Below are 16,099 nucleotides of genomic sequence, written 5' to 3'. Positions count from 1 at the left end.
CAGGCATTCCGTCGGAGGGTAGGTGCGATGGGGAACACCGCCGCGTCACCGACGTGTCGGGCAAGCGACCAGGTAACCAACAGCGCGACCCCTATCCCGTGAGCACCAATCCTGAGGTAGGAACACCGGTTCCGGCGGTGACGACGATGCGTTCGAGGTCATCGACCTGATTCACCGAGGTGCCGCGGATCTGGCGCACGGCTTCGGCGATGCCGTTCATGCCGTGGATATAGGCCTCGCCGAGTTGGCCGCCGTGGGTGTTGAGCGGGAGGCGGCCGCCGAGTTCGATGGCGCCGTCGGCGATGAAGTCCTTGGCCTCGCCGCGGGCACAGAAGCCGAGTTCCTCGAGTTGCATGAGGACGAACGGAGTGAAGTGGTCGTAGAGGATGGCGGCCTGCATGTCGGCGGCGGTCAGGCCGCTCTGGGCCCACAGCTGGTTGCCGACGAGGCCCATTTCGGGCAGGCCGGTCATGGCGTCGCGGTAGTAGCTGGTCATCACGTATTGGTCGACGGCGCTGCCCTGGGCGGCGGCGGCGATGATCGCGGGACGCTGCGGGAGGTCGCGGGCGCGTTCGACGCTGGTGACCACGATGGCGACGCCGCCGTCGGATTCCTGGCAGCAGTCGAGCAGGTGCAGGGGTTCGGCGATCCAGCGCGAATCCTGGTGTTGCTCCAGGGTGATCGGTTTGCCGTAGAAGAAGGCGTTGGGGTTCACGGCGGCGTGTTTGCGGTCGGCTACCGCCACCGCGCCGAAGTCGGCACTGGTCGCGCCGGTGACGTGCATGTAGCGGCGGGCGACCATCGCGACCTGAGCGGCGGGGGTACCGAGACCCTGCGGGTAGGCCCAGCCCGCGTCGATTCCCGAGGAGGTAGGGGCGGCGGCGAGTGCTGGGGAGAACTGGCCGAAGCGGGCGCCGGAGCGTTCGTTGAACGCGCGGTAGGCGACCACGACGTCGGCGACTCCGGTGGCGACCGCCATAGCGGCCTGCTGCACGGTGGCGCAGGCCGCGCCGCCGCCATAACCGATGTGGCTGAAGAACTTCAGGCTCGGGATGCCGACCGCCCTGGACACCGCGGCCTGGGTGTTGGTGTCCATGGTGAAGGTGGTGAGGCCGTTGACGTCATCGGGCGTGAGTCCGGCATCGGCGAGCGCCGCGCTGACTGCCTCTGCGGCCAAACGCAATTCGCTGCGGCCGGAGTCCTTGGAAAAGTCGGTGGCGCCGATGCCGACGATGGCGGCGCGGCCTGACAGACCGTATTCGACTGGTGTGGTGTTCATTTCGACTCCAGACAGGGGTGGACGACGACGCGGCCCGAACTACGTGTGCAAGGCCGCGGGCCCGCAGGCGTACGCGGGGCCGCGAGCGTCACGCCGACTCGGAATCGGGAACGGCGATCACGACGGTGGCGGTGATGTGGTCGCCAAGGCTGTCCCGACCACGCACCGCGATGGTGACCTGCGAACCGGACACCTCGACGACTTCGCCCGAAAGGGTCAGTGTGTCACCGGCATACAGGGGTACGCCGAGCCGCAGGGCAATGGATCTCACCAGTACGCGGGGGCCCGCCCAGTCGGTGACGAAGCGTTGGACGAGGCCGGTGTCGGTGAGGATATTGACGAAGATGTCGCTCGACCCACGCTCGACCGCCTTGTCGCGGTCGTGGTGCACATCCTGGAAGTCCCTGGTGGCCAGGGCGGTGCTGATCACGAAGGTCGGGTCGGCGTGAATCACCAACTCCGGCAGGATAGTTCCCGCCGCGATGGTGGCGGGTTCGACGGTGGGGGTCATCGGGGCGTCCTTTCCGTACTGGCGGAGCATCGACCGACAAGCACCGCGCGGTGGACGCGGAGTCGAGTGGAGCGCGGGTCGACGGGGGCGTGACGGCGAGCATGCGGATAGCCGGAAGCGGTCACGATGCGGCCTGCCAGTAGGGCAGAACTGTTCCGTCGGTGAGCATTTCGAAGGCGACGTGGACCGGCAGGTCGATGGCGACCTCGCCCGGGTCGATGCCACGCAGCTCGCCGAGCATGCGCACGCCTTCGTCCAGTTCGACGAGTGCGACGACGAAGGGCAGGTCGCGGCCGGGAACCTTCGGGGCGTGGTGCACGACGAAACTGAACACGGTGCCGGTGCCCGCCGCCACGACATAGTCGGTGGTCCCTGCCTTGTCCTGCCAGAGGGCGGGAATCGGGGGGTGGCGCAGCGTTCCGTCGGGTAGTCGCTGAATGCGCAACTCACCGGCTGCTGTTCCCGCCCAGAAGAACTCGGTATCGAGTGAGATCACCGGACCGACCCGTTCGGCGGGCGCGGTCTCGGTCGCTGAGGAACTGGGTGCCGACACGACGGCGGCGGTTCCCGGCGCGAACTTCAAGAGCCGGAACAGCATTTCGGTGACGACCTCGTCGCCGACCGACCAGGTGGTGGCGTAGGTGAGGAACCAGCCGTCGCCGAGCCCGGTTCGCTTGGGGCCCTTCACTTCCGCGAGCCTGCTGGTGACCTGCACCTGTTCGCCGGGGCGCACGTAGCGGTGGTAGGTCTGTTCGCAGTCGGTGGCGACGACCGAGGTGTAGCCCGCCTCGTCGAACAGTGCGTTGGCGAGGTTCATCGGGTCGTCGGCGGCACGGACGCCGTGTAGGCCCTGCATGGTCCACACCTGGGCCATCGCGGGCGGGGCGACGATGCCGGGATGGCCTGCAGCCCTTGCTGCTTCGTCGTCGACGTAGATCGGGTTGGCGTCGCCGAGCGCCTCGACCCAGTTGTGGATCATCGGCTGGTTCACCGGGTCACGACCCATCCGGGGCGCCGACTCCCCCGCCGCGACGATCTTCGCCGCGGCCTCCGCGATCTCTCCTGCGTCCGGCACGCGCCGCTCCTTGTTCATCGGGGGACGCGCGGCAGGTCGAGGCCTGCGGTGGCGACCAGTTCGCGCATGATCTCGTTGACGCCGCCGCCGAAGGTGACGACGAGGTTCTGCTTGGTGCGCCGGTCCAGCCAGCCGAGCAGGTCGGCGGTGCCGGGCTCGGCGGGGTCGCCGTAGCGGCCGATGATCTCCTCGACCACGCGGCCCGCTTCCTGCAGCGATTCGGTGGAGAAGATCTTGGTGGCCGAGGCGTCGGCGATCACCGCGTTCTGCGAGGCGGACGTGTCGGCGGCGGCGACCTGCCAGTTCAGCAATTCGTTGAGCCGCACCATCGTTCGCACTTTGCCGAGGGCGCGGCGGACTTCCGGCTCACCGAGCTGGCCGTGTTCCGCAGACCAGTCACGCAGGCGGTCGTAGAGCTGTTCGATCTTGCCCGAGGGCCCGAGGCTGACGCGCTCGTGGTTGAGCTGGGTGGTGATCAGCCGCCAGCCGCGATTCTCTTCGCCGACAAGCATTTCCGCAGGTACGCGCACGTCGTCGAAGTAGGTGGCATTCGTGTGGTGGGCGCCGTCGCAGGTGATGATCGGGGTCCAGGAGTAGCCCGGGTCCTTGGTGTCGACGATGAGAATCGTGATGCCGCGGTGGCGGGACTCGACGGTGCCGGTGCGGCAGGCCAGCCAGACGTAGTCGGCTTCGTGAGCTCCGGTGGTGAAGATCTTCTGCCCGTTGATGATCCAGTCACCGTTGCTGTCGCGGACAGCGGTGGTGCGCAGTGCGGCGAGGTCGGTGCCTGCCGACGGCTCGGAGTAGCCGATGGCGAAATGGATATCGCCGGAAAGGATTCCGGGGAGGAACTTCTTCTTCTGCGTCTCGGTGCCGTACTTCTGCAGGGTCGGCCCCACGGTCAGCAAAGTGACCAGCGGCAGCGGAATATCCGCGCGCACAGCCTCATTGAAGAAGATCTGCTGTTCCATCGGGCCGAAACCCTGGCCGCCGAACTCCTTGGGCCAGCCGACGCCGAGCCAGCCGTCGCGGCCCATCCGGCGCACCACCTCGCGGTAGGTGTCGCCGTGGCGGTCCACCGCCATCACGGCGGCTTCGGTCGGCGAGATGAGATCGGCGAAATAGGAACGCAATTCTTCGCGCAACCGCCGCTGTTCGGCGGTCAGATCGATGAACATCTTGCTCCCAGAAGGTCGAGCCGAAGACCCGCACCGCCGAGTAGCCGGGCGAGATCTTTGGCCTGTGAGTAGTAGCGGTGCATCGGGTGGGTGATATCCACACCCAGTCCACCGTGCAGGTGGTGACATTTCTGCATGGCGCGCGGAAGTTCGGCGGCAGCCCAGTAGGCGAGTACGTCGAGGTCTTCGTCGATGCGGTGCTGGTGCTCAGGTGTCGAATCAGGCTGTGCCAGCGCCCAACACGCCGACTCCGCGGCCACGTGCAACGTGCGCGAGACCACGTACAGGTCGGCGATCTGCTGCGCGACGGCCTGGAATTCGGCCAGCGGGCGGCCGAACTGTTCCCTGGTGCGCACGTGCTCGGCGGTGAGGGTAATGGCGCCTTTCAACAAGCCGTCGGCGACCGCGCCGATGCAGGCCAGCGCGTGGCGGTGCAGGGTGGGCAGCGTGTCGGGCAGCAGCTGGTCGGCCGGGATCTCGACCTCGTCGAGGACGAGCGACGCCTCCGGGATGCCCGCCGAACCTACCACCGGAATGATCTCCAGCCCCGGTGCGACCGAATCCACCAGTGCCACACCGGCATCGGTGGGCACCAGGATCCATCGGGCTTCGCTGGCGTAGATCACGCCGGACTTGCGACCGGTGATCCGCACCGTGTCGCCGTCGCGTACGGCCTTCGTCCTCGGCGCGGTGGTGAACGGCGCGCCCGGTTCGTTGAGCGCGGCGGTGATCACCGTCCCCTTGCCGACCTCGGCGAGCACCCGCTCAGCCAGTTCATCCGACAGCACGCCAACCAGTGGCAGCACGCCGAACCCGAAGGTCGGCAGCGCGGGCACGTCCACGGCATCGGTGGCCAGCTCCATGAGCAGGGCCGACACCTCGAGCAGACCCATGCCGTCGCCGCCGAATCGCTCCGGTACCGGCACGGCGAGCAGACCGGAGTCGATCAGGCTCGGCCACAGGGCCATGTCCCTGGCCGGCTCACGTTCGAGCAGGCTGACCACTACCTCGGCTACGGCGTCGGCGCTTTCGTCGCGGGTGAAATCCACGGCGTCCTCCCTCATCGAGCTAACTGTCCGCATCACGCGGCAATCCGAGAATCCGTTCGGCTGCCACGGTCAACAGGATCTGCTCGGTACCGCCCGCAATCGAGAGACACCGCGTAAGCAGGAATTCTTTCAGAGCATCGCTATCCAGGGAACCTTCTCGGCCGACAAGTTCGAGCGCGTATTCCGCCAGCTCCTGCCGATGCCGGACGCCGACCAGTTTGCGGACGCTGGCTTGGGCGCCCACCTCAGCTCCAGCCACCGTCGCCATCGCGATTCGCTGTTCCAGCAATGATCCAGCAATCGAGAAAGTGATCAGTGCGCCGAAACGGTCCTCACGCAGTTCTGTTCCCCATCCGCCGACCGGGAAACGGTCGAGCAGGGCTTCGAGTGCGCCGCCGATACCGCCACCACCCATCGCGACCCGCTCGGCCGACAGCGTGGTGCGCGCGATCTTCCAGCCGTTGTTCAGCGCGCCGACCAGGCAATCGTCGGGGACGAACACGTCATCGAGGAAGACCTCGCTGAACTTCTCCTCGCCGGTGATCTGCACCAGCGGACGCACCTGCACCCCGGTGGCGCGCATGTCGACGAGGAAGTAGCTGATGCCGCGATGCTTGGCCGCGGCCGGATCGGTGCGGGCCAGGCAGATGCCCCAGTTGGCGGTGGAACCGAGCGAGGTCCACACCTTCTGACCGCGCAGCACCCAGCCGCCGTCGACCTTCTCGGCGGTGGTGCGCAGGGCGGCGAGGTCGGAGCCCGCGCCGGGCTCGCTGAACAGCTGGCACCAGATGACCTCGCCGTGCAGGGTCGGCCAGACGAAGCGTTCGATCTGCTCCTCGGTGCCGAATCGCAACAGCGTCGGCACCGCCCAGCCCGCGACGGCGAGGTCGGGAGTCGCCAGGTCGGCGCGGCGCAGTTGTTCGGCGATCTGCAGGCAGGTCATCGGGTCGGCGGCGCGGCCGTAGGGGCGCGGCCAGTGCGGCATCACCATGCCCGCTTCCACCAGCGCTCGCGCCTGGTCGGCGGGTTCGAGGGCGGCGATCGCGGCGACCTCGTCGACCAGTGCGGTGTCGGCGGCGCCGAGCACCCGTTCGGCACCGGTGGTGCGGCGTCGACCATCCCTGGTCAGCTCGGCGACCCTGGCCCGCCAGCGGGCCGAACCGCCGAGGAGCTGGCGTAGCGAGCTCGCTCGGCGCAGGTAGAAGTGCGCGTCGTGTTCCCAGGTGAAGCCGATGCCGCCGAGCACCTGGATGGCATCCTTGGCGTTGTCGACCGCGGCGTCGAGGGCCACCGACGCGGCGACGGCGGCGGCGATCGGGAGTTCGTCGCCGCCGTCGTCGATCGCGGCGGCGGCGTCGGCGGCGACTGCGCGAATCAGCTCGGTGCGGCACAGCATCCAGGCACACAGGTGCTTGATCGCCTGGAAACTGCCGATCGGTTTGCCGAATTGTTCACGGACACAGGCATATTCGACGGCGGTACGCAGGGTCCAGGCGGCGACTCCCGCCAGTTCGGCTACCGCGAGCGCGACGAAGAGGTCGGTGACATCCGCCGTGGGTGCGAAGCATCGCTCGGCCGGGACAGCTACTTCGGTAGCGCTCACCCGCGCCAGCGAAACGGTGTGATCGCCGTGCGGCAGCGGCGTAATCGTCACTGCCGCAGCGGGAATCAGCAGCCAGCGGGTGCCGTCGATGGTGTCAGCGGGTACCAGGACGGGCGTATCGGCATCGGCGCCGTAGACGAAATCCCAAGTGCCGGTGACACTCCAGCCCGTCTCGATGGCTGCCGCCTTCGCGGCCTGCTCGTCGCCGGGCACCGCGACAGCACACGGCACAGCCAGCGTGCCCGCGGTGATGAGTCCGGCCAGCGCGGTGGCCAGCACCGGGCCGCCGACCAGGTCGTCGCCGGTCTGCTCCAGCATCACGGCGAGGTCGGCGACCGTGCCGCCGAGGCCGCCATTGTCCTCGGACAGTGCGACTTCGAACAGCCCGAACTCGCCGAGCGCGGGCCAGTACTCGCGCCAGGCGCCCGATCCGCCGGCCCGCATTGTTTCAATCGGCGCGACCGTACTCGCCCAGCTCCGCAGCGACGCCGCGACGGCTTTATGCTCGTCAGTGGTGGCGATGGTCACAAGAAGATCCGCCCTTCCGGCGTGGTTCCCACTCCTAGAACATGTTCTAATATCTTGGCCGGGCATAAGTCAAGAGCGCTACACTCGCTCGACGCTCCCCGCGCGGCTCAGCCGATGAGATTCCACTGATGCGAAAGGGTTTCCACGATGGACAGTCCCGCACCAACGCCCACCGTGACCACGCTGTCCGAGGAAGAGCTCAGCTCCAGCGCGCAGCGCGACCGGCGCAAGCGCATCCTCGACGCCACCCTCGCGCTGGCCTCCAAGGGCGGCTACGACGCCGTGCAGATGCGGGCGGTCGCCGAGCGCGCCGATGTGGCCGTCGGCACCCTGTACCGCTACTTCCCGTCCAAGGTGCACCTGCTGGTTTCGGCGCTGGCCAGGGAATTCGAGATGTTCGAGGGCAAACGCAAGCCGCTGCCCGGCGACGGCCCGTCCGAGCGCATGCACGGCCTGCTCACTCAGATCACCCGGATGATGCAGCGCGACCCGCTGCTCACCGAGGCCATGACGCGCGCGTTCATGTTCGCCGACGCCTCGGCCGCCGCGGAAGTGGATCGGGTCGGCAAGGTGATGGACCGGGTTTTCGCCCGCGCGATGAGCGACGGCGAACCCGATGATCGTCAGCTCGCCATCGCCCGCGTGATCTCCGATGTGTGGCTGTCGAACTTGGTCGCCTGGCTCACTCGCAGGGCCTCTGCGACCGATGTCACGGAACGACTCGAGCTGACCGTCGACCTGTTGCTGGGCGATCGCGGATAACCCAGCAACACGACATTTCTCGCGGCTACATCATCACAAAACACCCATAGCAGTTGACACGCGTCGGCTGTGCGCCTTCCAGTGGGAAGATGCATAGCCGACGTCGCATATGCGAAACAGTGCATCTACCGGCCGCGCGCGCCTCGCCGACCGGCGGCGACCTAGATCAATCCCGCGCGTCGTGGCCGACCACAGGTCCGGAATTTGCCGTAAAGTCGCGAGCAAACGACCGGGGGTCGTCCGCACAACCCGCCGCGCCGCTCGCGCGGCAAAATTGACGCAGTATTGTTTTTCGCGCCCCCTGATCAACTCCTCCCATCACTAGGTTGGATGCGTGAGCGCACAGGAACTGCCCTTGGATGTCCGCCGTGCACTGGCGTCGGTTGCGCGCGTGCCGCGGCTACTGGTTGCCTCGGACTACGACGGGACTATCGCCCCGATCGTGTCCGACCCGGCGAAAGCCTTTCCCCAGCGGGAATCGGTGAGCGCGCTACGCGCACTCGCGGGGTTGGCGAACACTACGGCGGCGGTGATCTCCGGTCGGGCACTACGCGATCTGGCCGCGCTCTCGCGCCTGCCGGTCGAGGTACAGCTGATCGGTAGTCACGGTTCGGAATTCGACGTCGGCTTCGTGCACGCGATCGACAACGACGCCAAACAGCTACTGACAGAGATCAATTCCGCGTTCTCGAAGATCGCCGCCGAGAACCCGGGCGTGACGGTCGAGATGAAGCCGGCCAGCGCCGCACTGCACGTGCGTAACGCCACCCCCGAAATCGGCAGGCGCGCACTGACTTCCGTGCGTCAGGGCCCGGCGTGCTGGGTCGGCGTGCAGGTGACCGAGGGCAAGGCGGTGATCGAGCTCGCGGTGATCCCCACCGACAAGGGCACCGCACTCGACACCATCCGCCACCAGGAAAGCGCTTCCGCCGCAGTGTTCTTCGGCGACGACGTGACCGACGAGAAGGCGTTCCGGGTGCTGTCCGGGCCCGACGTGGGCATCAAGGTCGGCGAGGGCGAGAGCATCGCCAAGCTGCACGTGGACTCCACCGAGGACGTGGCGCGCGCGCTGGCGTTCCTGGTCGAGGAGCGGCGCACCTGGCTGGCCGGAGCGAGTGCGCCGCGGATCGAACGGTTGAGCATGCTGGCCAGCCCGCGCTCGGTCGCGCTGCTCACCCCCGACGCGACGGTCACCTGGTTCTGCCATCCCGAGCCGGATTCGGCGGCGGTGTTCGCGCATCTGCTGGGCGGCGCGGCGGCCGGGCACTTCACGGTGGCGCCGGAGCGGCCGAGCCTGCCGCTGTCGCAGCGGTATGTGGACGGCACCATGACGGTCGAAACCCGGTGGGCCAGTTTGCAAGTGGCCGACTACCTGCCTCACGACGTGGAGCCCAACCGCACGGACCTGACCCGGGTGATCACCGGCACCGCGAAGGCCGTGGTCACCTTCGCGCCGCAGCCGGAATTCGGGCAGGTGCCGGTGCGCATGGAAGCCGTGCGCAACGGACTGATCGTCAGCGGCACCAACGATCCGATGGTGCTGCGCTCCCCCGGTGTGGAGTGGGAGATCCTGTCCGACGGCACCAATCAGCAGGCGCGCGCGGTGGTCGACCCAGCGGTCGGGCCGGTGGTGCTCGAATTGCGGTGTGGGACGGCTGATCTCGCGCCGTCGATGACACCGGAGCCGCAGCGTCGTCAGCTCGCCGAACAGTACTGGGCGCAGTGGGCGGCCGGATTGCAGCTGCCTCCGCTCAAGCCGGATCTGATGAAGCGTTCGGCGCTGACCCTGCGCGGACTGGTGCATCGCCCGTCGGGCTCGATCCTGGCCGCGGCGACCACCTCGCTGCCCGAGGACATCGGCGGCGTGCGCAACTGGGACTACCGCTACTGCTGGCTGCGCGACGCCTCGCTCACCGCGCAGGCGCTGGTCAACCTCGGCTCGCTCACCGAGGCCGAGGAATTCCTCGGCTGGGTGCACAAGGTCCTCGACACCCTGCCCGGCCCGGAGCGCCTGCACCCGCTGTACACGATCTACGGCGAGACCCTGCCGCCCGAAGCCGTGATCGACCTGCTGCCCGGTTACGCCGGGTCGCGGCCGGTGCGCGTGGGCAATGCGGCCAATATGCAGGTGCAGCTCGATGTGTTCGGGCCGATCGTCGACCTGATCACCTCGATGGCGCACGAGCGTGAGCGTCAGGGCATCACCGAACCCGCCAAGGCGCTGCCGGATGCCGACTGGGCACTCGTGCACGCGATGGTGTCGGCGGTGCAGCGACGCTGGACCGAGCCCGACCACGGCATCTGGGAGATCCGCGGCAATCCGCGCCACCACGTGTACTCGAAGGTGATGGGCTGGCTCACCATCGACCGCGCGCTGACCCTGGCCGACCGCTTCGATCGCTCGGCCGATCCCGAATGGGCGACCCTGCGCGCCACGATCGCCGACGAGGTGAAGGCCAAGGGCTGGAACGACGAGGTCCAGTCCTACACCGCCGCCTACGACGGCACCGACCTGGACGCGGCCACCCTGCACATCGGCCTGAGCGGCCTCATCGACCCCGCCGACCCGCGCTTCGCCGCGACCGTCGTGGCCACCGAGGCCGAACTGCGCAGTGGCGCGACGGTGTACCGCTACCACCACGACGACGGTCTGCCCGGCGGCGAAGGTGGCTTCCACCTGTGCGCCGCCTGGCTGGTCGAGGCGTACCTGCTGATCGGCAGGCGCTCCGATGCCGAGGCGCTCTTCGCGCAGCTCGTCGCGGCAGCAGGCCCCACCGGCCTACTCAGCGAGGAATACGACCCGGTCGCCGAGCGTTCTCTCGGCAACCACCCCCAGGCTTACAGCCACCTCGGTTTGCTGCGCTGCGCCCAACTACTGAGCCAGCCGGTCAACGCCTTGGTGTGACAACGCTCGACAAAGCCGGGTTCGAATTTCGAGCCCGGCTTTTCGATGCGGTTCGTCCTGGGTATTCGTAGCTGCTAATCTAAAACGGTAACGATTTCCATTACGATCTACAGTTTGCTTGCCAGGAGTGCCGCGTGAACCCTCGATTCGCCCGCTTGTTTGCCGGTCTCACGGCGGGAGTGGCGGCCGTGGCTGTCCTCAGCGCCTGCGGCACCAGCTCCACCGATTCCGATACTCCCCAGATCGTCGCCTCCACCAATGTGTGGGGATCCATCGCGACCGCCGTCGCCGGGCCGGACGCGCAGGTGAGCTCGATCATCAGTGATCCCGCCGCCGACCCGCACTCGTTCGAGACCTCGGCCACCGACACCGCCAAGATCAGCGACGCTGACCTCGTGGTGTTCAACGGTGGGCACTACGACGAGTTCATCGAGAAGGCCATCTCGGGCAAGGACAAGCGGACCGTCGAGGCGTTCGAGCAGCGTGCGGACAAGAGCGACGAGAACGAGCACGTCTGGTACGACGTGACCACCGTCGCCGCCGTCGCCGACCAGATCGCGGCCCAGCTCGGCGAGGTCGACGCCGCGCACGCAGGCGCCTACACCGAGCGTGCGGTCGCCTTCAAGAACCAGCTGATCGGCGTCAGCACCATCACCGGCACCATCGCCACCCAGACGCCGAACGCGCCGGTCGCCCAGTCCGAGCCGCTCGCGCACTACCTGCTCGTCGCCGCGACCGCGCAGGACAAGACCCCGCACGAGTTCCAGGAAGCGATCGAGCAGGAGACCGACCCGTCCCCGGCCGCCGTCGCCGCCACTCGCGACCTGATCACCGGCAAGCAGGTCAAGGCGCTGATCTACAACACCCAGACCGAGGACAAGATCACCCAGGACCTGCGGGCCACCGCGCAGACCGCGGGTATCGCCATCGTCGAGGTCACCGAAACCCTGCCTGCCGGAATGGATTACATCCAGTGGCAGACCGCCAACGCCAAGGCGCTCGCCGCGGCCCTGCGCTGAGGACTTCCATGACCGAGGCAACCACCCTGTCCGCCGCGTCGGTAACCGACACCGCCGCGATCCGCCTGCGCGCGGCGACGATGGCCTTCGGTGACCGCACCCTCTGGCACGACCTCGACCTCGACGTGCGGCCGGGTGAGTTCATCGCCGTCCTCGGCCCCAACGGCTCCGGCAAGACCTCGCTGCTGCGCGTGCTGCTCGGCACCCTCGGCTTGAGCTCGGGCAGCGCCGAGATCGCGGGGCGGCGCGCCGGGGTCGGCAACCCGGGCATCGGGTACATCCCGCAGCAGAAGACGATCGACGCCGGGGTGCAGTTGCGCGGGGTCGACCTGGTCGGGCTCGGGGTGGACGGGCATCGGTGGGGGCTCGGATGGCGTGGGCGGCAGAGCCGGGCCGCGAAGGTCGATGCCGCGATTGCCGCGGTGGGTGCTGGTTCTTTCGCGCACGCGCCCCTGGAGACACTGTCCGGTGGTGAGCAGCAACGGTTGCGGGTCGCGCAGGCGCTGGTCGGCGATCCGTCGGTGCTGCTGTGTGACGAACCGCTGCTGAGCCTGGACATGGCGAATCAGCGGCTGGTCGCCGAACTGGTCGACAAGCGGCGCCGCGAACACGACACGGCGGTGCTGTTCGTGACGCACGAGATCAATCCGATCCTGCCGATGGTGGATCGGGTGCTGTATCTGGTCGACGGTGGGTTCCGGATCGGGACGCCCGATGAGGTGATGACCTCGGAAACGCTGTCGGAGCTGTACGGCACCGAGGTCGAGGTGTTGCGGGTGCGTGGACGCCTGGTGGTCGTCGGTACCGGTGACGATATGGATGCGCTGGGCGGTACCGCCTGATGGACAAGCTCACCAAGGTCTTTCAGCAGATGTTCGACTTCGGGACAACCGCGAACCTGCTCAGTTATGACTTCGTGCAGCAGGCGCTGTTGGCGAGTGCGTTGCTGGGGTTGCTGGCCGGGTTGATCGGGCCGTTGATCGTCGCCAGGCAGATGTCGTTCGCGGTGCACGGGACCAGCGAGCTGTCGCTGACCGGTGCGTCGGCGGCCCTGCTCGTGGGCGTCGGGGTCGGATTCGGGGCGATCGCTGGTTCCGTTGTGGCTGCCGTTTTGTTCGGGTGGCTGGGTTCTCGTGCGCGCGAACGTGATTCGGTGATCGCGGTGGTGCTCTCGTTCGGGCTCGGGTTGTCGGTGCTGTTCCTGTGGCTGGCGCCGGAGCGGGCCGGGTCGAAGTTCTCGCTGCTCACCGGACAGGTCGCGGGCGTCGGTTATGACGGGCTCGCGCTGCTGGTCACCTGTACCGCGGCCGTGCTGGCCGTGCTGGCCGTGGTGTATCGGCCGTTGCTGTTCGCCAGTGCCGATCCCGAGGTCGCCATCGCACGCGGGGTGCCGGTGCGGGCGTTGTCGGTGGTGTTCGCGGTGCTGCTCGGCATCACGGCCGCGTTCGGGGTGCAGATCGTCGGAGCATTGCTGGTGCTCGCGTTGCTGATCACGCCTGCCGCGGCGGCCGCGCAGGTGACGTCGAGTCCGATGCGGGCGACGGTGTTGTCGGTGATCTTCGCTGAAGTTGCCGCAGTTGGAGGGCTGCTGCTCTCGCTCGCTCCCGGCGTTCCGGTGTCGACCTTCGTCACGGCGATCTCGTTCACGATCTATCTGGTGTGCCGGGTCGTCGGCCATCGCAATCGGCAGCTGGCCCACGCGCGCTGAATTCGCCACGGCGCACGGTAGGTGGCGCGCACAATCGGTTCATGATCGACTTCACCGTTCCGGATGACCTGGCCGCGCTGCGGGATCGTGTTCGCGCCTTCGTCGTCGAGCAGATCGTGCCGTTCGAGCGCGACCCCAGGCTCACCGCGCACGGCCCGACCGACGAGCTGCGGGCCGAACTCGTCGAGCTGGCCCGCGCCGAGAAGCTGCTGACCGTGCAGGCGCCGGTGGAATACGGCGGGCTCGGACTCAGCCATGTCGAGCAGGCACTGGTGTACGAGGCGGCGGGGTGGTCGACGCTCGGACCGGTCGCGATGAACTGCGCCGCGCCCGACGAGGGAAACATGTTTCTGCTCGACAAGATCGCCGATCCCGAGCAGGTCGACCAGTATCTGATGCCGGTGATCCGAGGCGAACAGCGCTCCGTTTTCGCGATGACCGAACCCGGCGGGGCCGGCTCGGATCCCGGACAGCTCAGTACCGAAGCGGTGTTCGACGGCGAGAACTTCGTGATCAACGGGCTCAAGTGGTTGATCACCGGAGCCGACGGCGCCAAGACCTGGATCATCATGGCCCTGCTCGCCGAGAACCCGCACCTGCCCGCCGGCCCGACGCTGTTCATCACCGAAGGCGACGCGCCGGGCATCGTGATCGAGCGGATCATGAACACGATGGACCGCAATTACGTCGGCGGCCACGCCGTGGTGCGGTTCGACAACCTCACGCTCCCGCCGACGGCTGTGCTCGGTCGCACCGGACAAGCCTTGCGCTACGCCCAATTACGGCTCGCACCCGCCCGGCTCACCCACTGCATGCGCTGGCTCGGCGCGGCCGCCCGCGCACAATCCATCGCCCTGGACTACGCGCGCACCCGCACCGCCTTCGGCAAGCCGATCGGCGAACACGAAGGTGTGTCGTTCATGCTCGCCGACAACGAGGTGGCGCTGCACCAGTGCAGGCTGACCATCTGGCACACCTGCTGGCTGATGGATCAGGGGCAGCAGGCCAGACACGAATCGTCGATGGCTAAGTCGTATGTGTCCGAGGAACTGTTCAAGGTGACCGATCGATGCGTGCAGGTGCTCGGCGGCATCGGCATCAGCGACGAGACCGTCGTGGAGATGTTGTTCCGGGATATGCGCGCGTTCCGGCTCTACGACGGTCCGACGGAAGTGCACAAGTATGCGATCGGCAGACACTTGCTGGCCGGTCGCTAGTACGATTCGATCCCATGAGTTCGGAATTGCTCGTCGATGTCGAAAGTGGCGTCGCCCTGCTGACGCTCAACCGACCAGCCAAGCAGAACGCCGTCACCCCCACGATGGCGGCCGAGCTGAGCGCGGCGCTACGCCGCTGCGATACCGAGGACGCGATCCGCGCCGTCGTGATCACCGGCACGCCACCGGCCTTCTGCGCGGGTGCGGACCTGGCCGCGCGCGGCGGCGACGTGAGCGCCACCCTCGACCCACCGCCCTGGCAGGTACGCAAGCCGGTGATCGCCGCGGTGAACGGGCACGCGGTCGGCATCGGACTAGCGCTAGCTCTGCAGTGTGACCTGCGGTATTTCGCGCGCGACGCGGTGTACGGGCTGAATCAGGTGCGACGCGGGGTGCTCGCCGACGGCTTCGCGCACTGGACGGTGCCGCGCCTGGCCGGGCTGGCCAACGCCGCCGACATCATGCTCACCGGGCGCACCTTCGACGGTGACGAGGCCAAGTCGCTCGGGCTCGCCAATGCCGCACTGCCCGCCGAAGAGGTACTGATGACGGCGATGGCAGTGGCCCACGACATCGCCACCGGGACGGCTCCCCTGCCGGTCGCGCTGACCAAACGGCTGATCTGGGAGAGCCTCGGCATGACGCCCACGGTGGTCGGGCAGCTCGAATCCGAGCTCAATGCCCACGTGGCCAAGAGCGTCGACGGTGGCGAGGCGATGGTGGCGTTCAAGGAGCGTCGCCCACCGAACTGGACCGGCAGCGTCAGCGGGGAATGGCCTGCCTGGGACCGCCCGAGCCTGGACTAGAAGTTCCCGTTACAGGAACCGGCCAGGTACAGCAGCGCCAACAACAGCATGCAGATGGTGCCGAAGATACCGGCGATATAGCCGATCATCACCTGCGAGCGGCCACTGAGCCCACCGTAGGACGCGTCGATCTCGTTGAGTGCCCGCTTACCGAGCACCCACGCGACAGGCCCGAAAATCCCGCAGCAGAACGGACTGAGCAGCCCGAGCACAAGGATCAGGTTGGCCTGCGGATGCTCGACCGTCTCACCGATCGGCTGATTCGGAATCGCCACCCGTCGAATCTTACTGTGCGGGAAGGCTGCTGACCCCACTACACGACCAGCAATCGAAGACACCCGCCACAACCGCACTCCCAACCCCCACACCCGACCCATAGGGAGGGCCCGCCGCGCAGCGGCGGTAGCGGCCCGGCCGCGAGTTAGCCGCCGTTGCGTCCGAGGCGAAGCCTCCAGCAAC

General features: G+C 67.7%; 14 protein-coding genes. 7 read left to right on the top strand and 7 right to left on the bottom strand.

What is annotated here, in order from left to right; translation table 11 throughout:
- Positions 1-91: 91 nt before the first annotated feature.
- The 6 genes from ACFW6D_RS27170 to ACFW6D_RS27145 form a co-directional block, all read right to left on the bottom strand.
- A complete protein-coding gene (locus ACFW6D_RS27170; RefSeq protein WP_379332692.1) occupies positions 92-1,279 on the bottom strand; it encodes a lipid-transfer protein in 1,188 nt (395 codons plus the stop codon).
- 88 nt (positions 1,280-1,367) lie between these two features.
- Complete coding sequence (locus ACFW6D_RS27165) at positions 1,368-1,790, bottom strand: MaoC family dehydratase (protein ID WP_379332690.1); 423 nt, start codon at positions 1,788-1,790, stop codon at positions 1,368-1,370.
- A 121-nt stretch (positions 1,791-1,911) separates the two neighbouring features.
- Positions 1,912-2,883, bottom strand: coding sequence for a bifunctional MaoC family dehydratase N-terminal/OB-fold nucleic acid binding domain-containing protein (locus ACFW6D_RS27160; protein ID WP_379332688.1), 972 nt, complete (start codon positions 2,881-2,883; stop codon positions 1,912-1,914).
- Complete coding sequence (locus ACFW6D_RS27155; RefSeq protein WP_379332686.1) at positions 2,880-4,043, bottom strand: acyl-CoA dehydrogenase family protein; 1,164 nt, start codon at positions 4,041-4,043, stop codon at positions 2,880-2,882. The genes ACFW6D_RS27160 and ACFW6D_RS27155 overlap by 4 nt, the downstream gene beginning before the upstream one ends.
- Positions 4,028-5,107: an acyl-CoA dehydrogenase family protein gene (locus tag ACFW6D_RS27150; protein WP_379332684.1), complete on the bottom strand. Its 1,080-nt coding sequence runs from the start codon at positions 5,105-5,107 to the stop codon at positions 4,028-4,030. The genes ACFW6D_RS27155 and ACFW6D_RS27150 overlap by 16 nt, the downstream gene beginning before the upstream one ends.
- Before the next feature lie 4 nt (positions 5,108-5,111).
- Positions 5,112-7,223 (bottom strand): acyl-CoA dehydrogenase family protein, encoded by a 2,112-nt coding sequence (locus tag ACFW6D_RS27145; protein WP_379332682.1) that lies wholly within the window; start codon positions 7,221-7,223, stop codon positions 5,112-5,114.
- A gap of 147 nt (positions 7,224-7,370) precedes the next feature.
- On the opposite strand from ACFW6D_RS27145, the gene kstR reads away from it, so the two are divergent.
- From kstR to ACFW6D_RS27110, 7 genes are all read left to right on the top strand, one after another.
- Positions 7,371-7,985 (top strand): cholesterol catabolism transcriptional regulator KstR, encoded by a 615-nt coding sequence (kstR, locus tag ACFW6D_RS27140; protein ID WP_378908636.1) that lies wholly within the window; start codon positions 7,371-7,373, stop codon positions 7,983-7,985.
- Between the two features lie 334 nt (positions 7,986-8,319).
- On the top strand, positions 8,320-10,890 hold the full coding sequence (gene otsB, locus ACFW6D_RS27135) for a trehalose-phosphatase (RefSeq protein ID WP_379332680.1): 2,571 nt from the start codon (positions 8,320-8,322) through the stop codon (positions 10,888-10,890).
- Between the two features lie 134 nt (positions 10,891-11,024).
- On the top strand, positions 11,025-11,909 hold the full coding sequence (locus ACFW6D_RS27130; protein WP_379332678.1) for a metal ABC transporter solute-binding protein, Zn/Mn family: 885 nt from the start codon (positions 11,025-11,027) through the stop codon (positions 11,907-11,909).
- An 8-nt stretch (positions 11,910-11,917) separates the two neighbouring features.
- Positions 11,918-12,751: a metal ABC transporter ATP-binding protein gene (locus tag ACFW6D_RS27125; protein ID WP_379332676.1), complete on the top strand. Its 834-nt coding sequence runs from the start codon at positions 11,918-11,920 to the stop codon at positions 12,749-12,751.
- Positions 12,751-13,617 carry a metal ABC transporter permease gene (locus ACFW6D_RS27120; protein WP_379332674.1) on the top strand — a complete coding sequence of 289 codons (867 nt, stop codon included), beginning with the start codon at positions 12,751-12,753 and terminating at the stop codon, positions 13,615-13,617. Before ACFW6D_RS27125 ends, ACFW6D_RS27120 begins: the two co-directional genes overlap by 1 nt.
- A 41-nt stretch (positions 13,618-13,658) precedes the next feature.
- Positions 13,659-14,834: an acyl-CoA dehydrogenase family protein gene (locus tag ACFW6D_RS27115; RefSeq protein WP_379239314.1), complete on the top strand. Its 1,176-nt coding sequence runs from the start codon at positions 13,659-13,661 to the stop codon at positions 14,832-14,834.
- A 14-nt stretch (positions 14,835-14,848) separates the two neighbouring features.
- Complete coding sequence (locus ACFW6D_RS27110) at positions 14,849-15,640, top strand: enoyl-CoA hydratase/isomerase family protein (RefSeq protein ID WP_379332672.1); 792 nt, start codon at positions 14,849-14,851, stop codon at positions 15,638-15,640.
- Here the strand turns inward: ACFW6D_RS27110 and ACFW6D_RS27105 are convergent.
- The gene (locus tag ACFW6D_RS27105; protein WP_379239316.1) at positions 15,637-15,915 is read right to left on the bottom strand and encodes a DUF4190 domain-containing protein; all 279 of its coding nucleotides are present in this window, start codon (positions 15,913-15,915) and stop codon (positions 15,637-15,639) included. The two genes, ACFW6D_RS27110 and ACFW6D_RS27105, sit on opposite strands and share 4 nt — an antisense overlap.
- Between the last annotated feature and the right edge of the window lie 184 nt (positions 15,916-16,099).

The organism is Nocardia sp. NPDC058705, from assembly GCF_042749305.1.
GTDB lineage: Bacteria > Actinomycetota > Actinomycetes > Mycobacteriales > Mycobacteriaceae > Nocardia.
The sequence above is the reverse complement of the archived record's forward strand: the minus strand, read 5'-3'. Positions and strand labels throughout refer to the sequence as shown.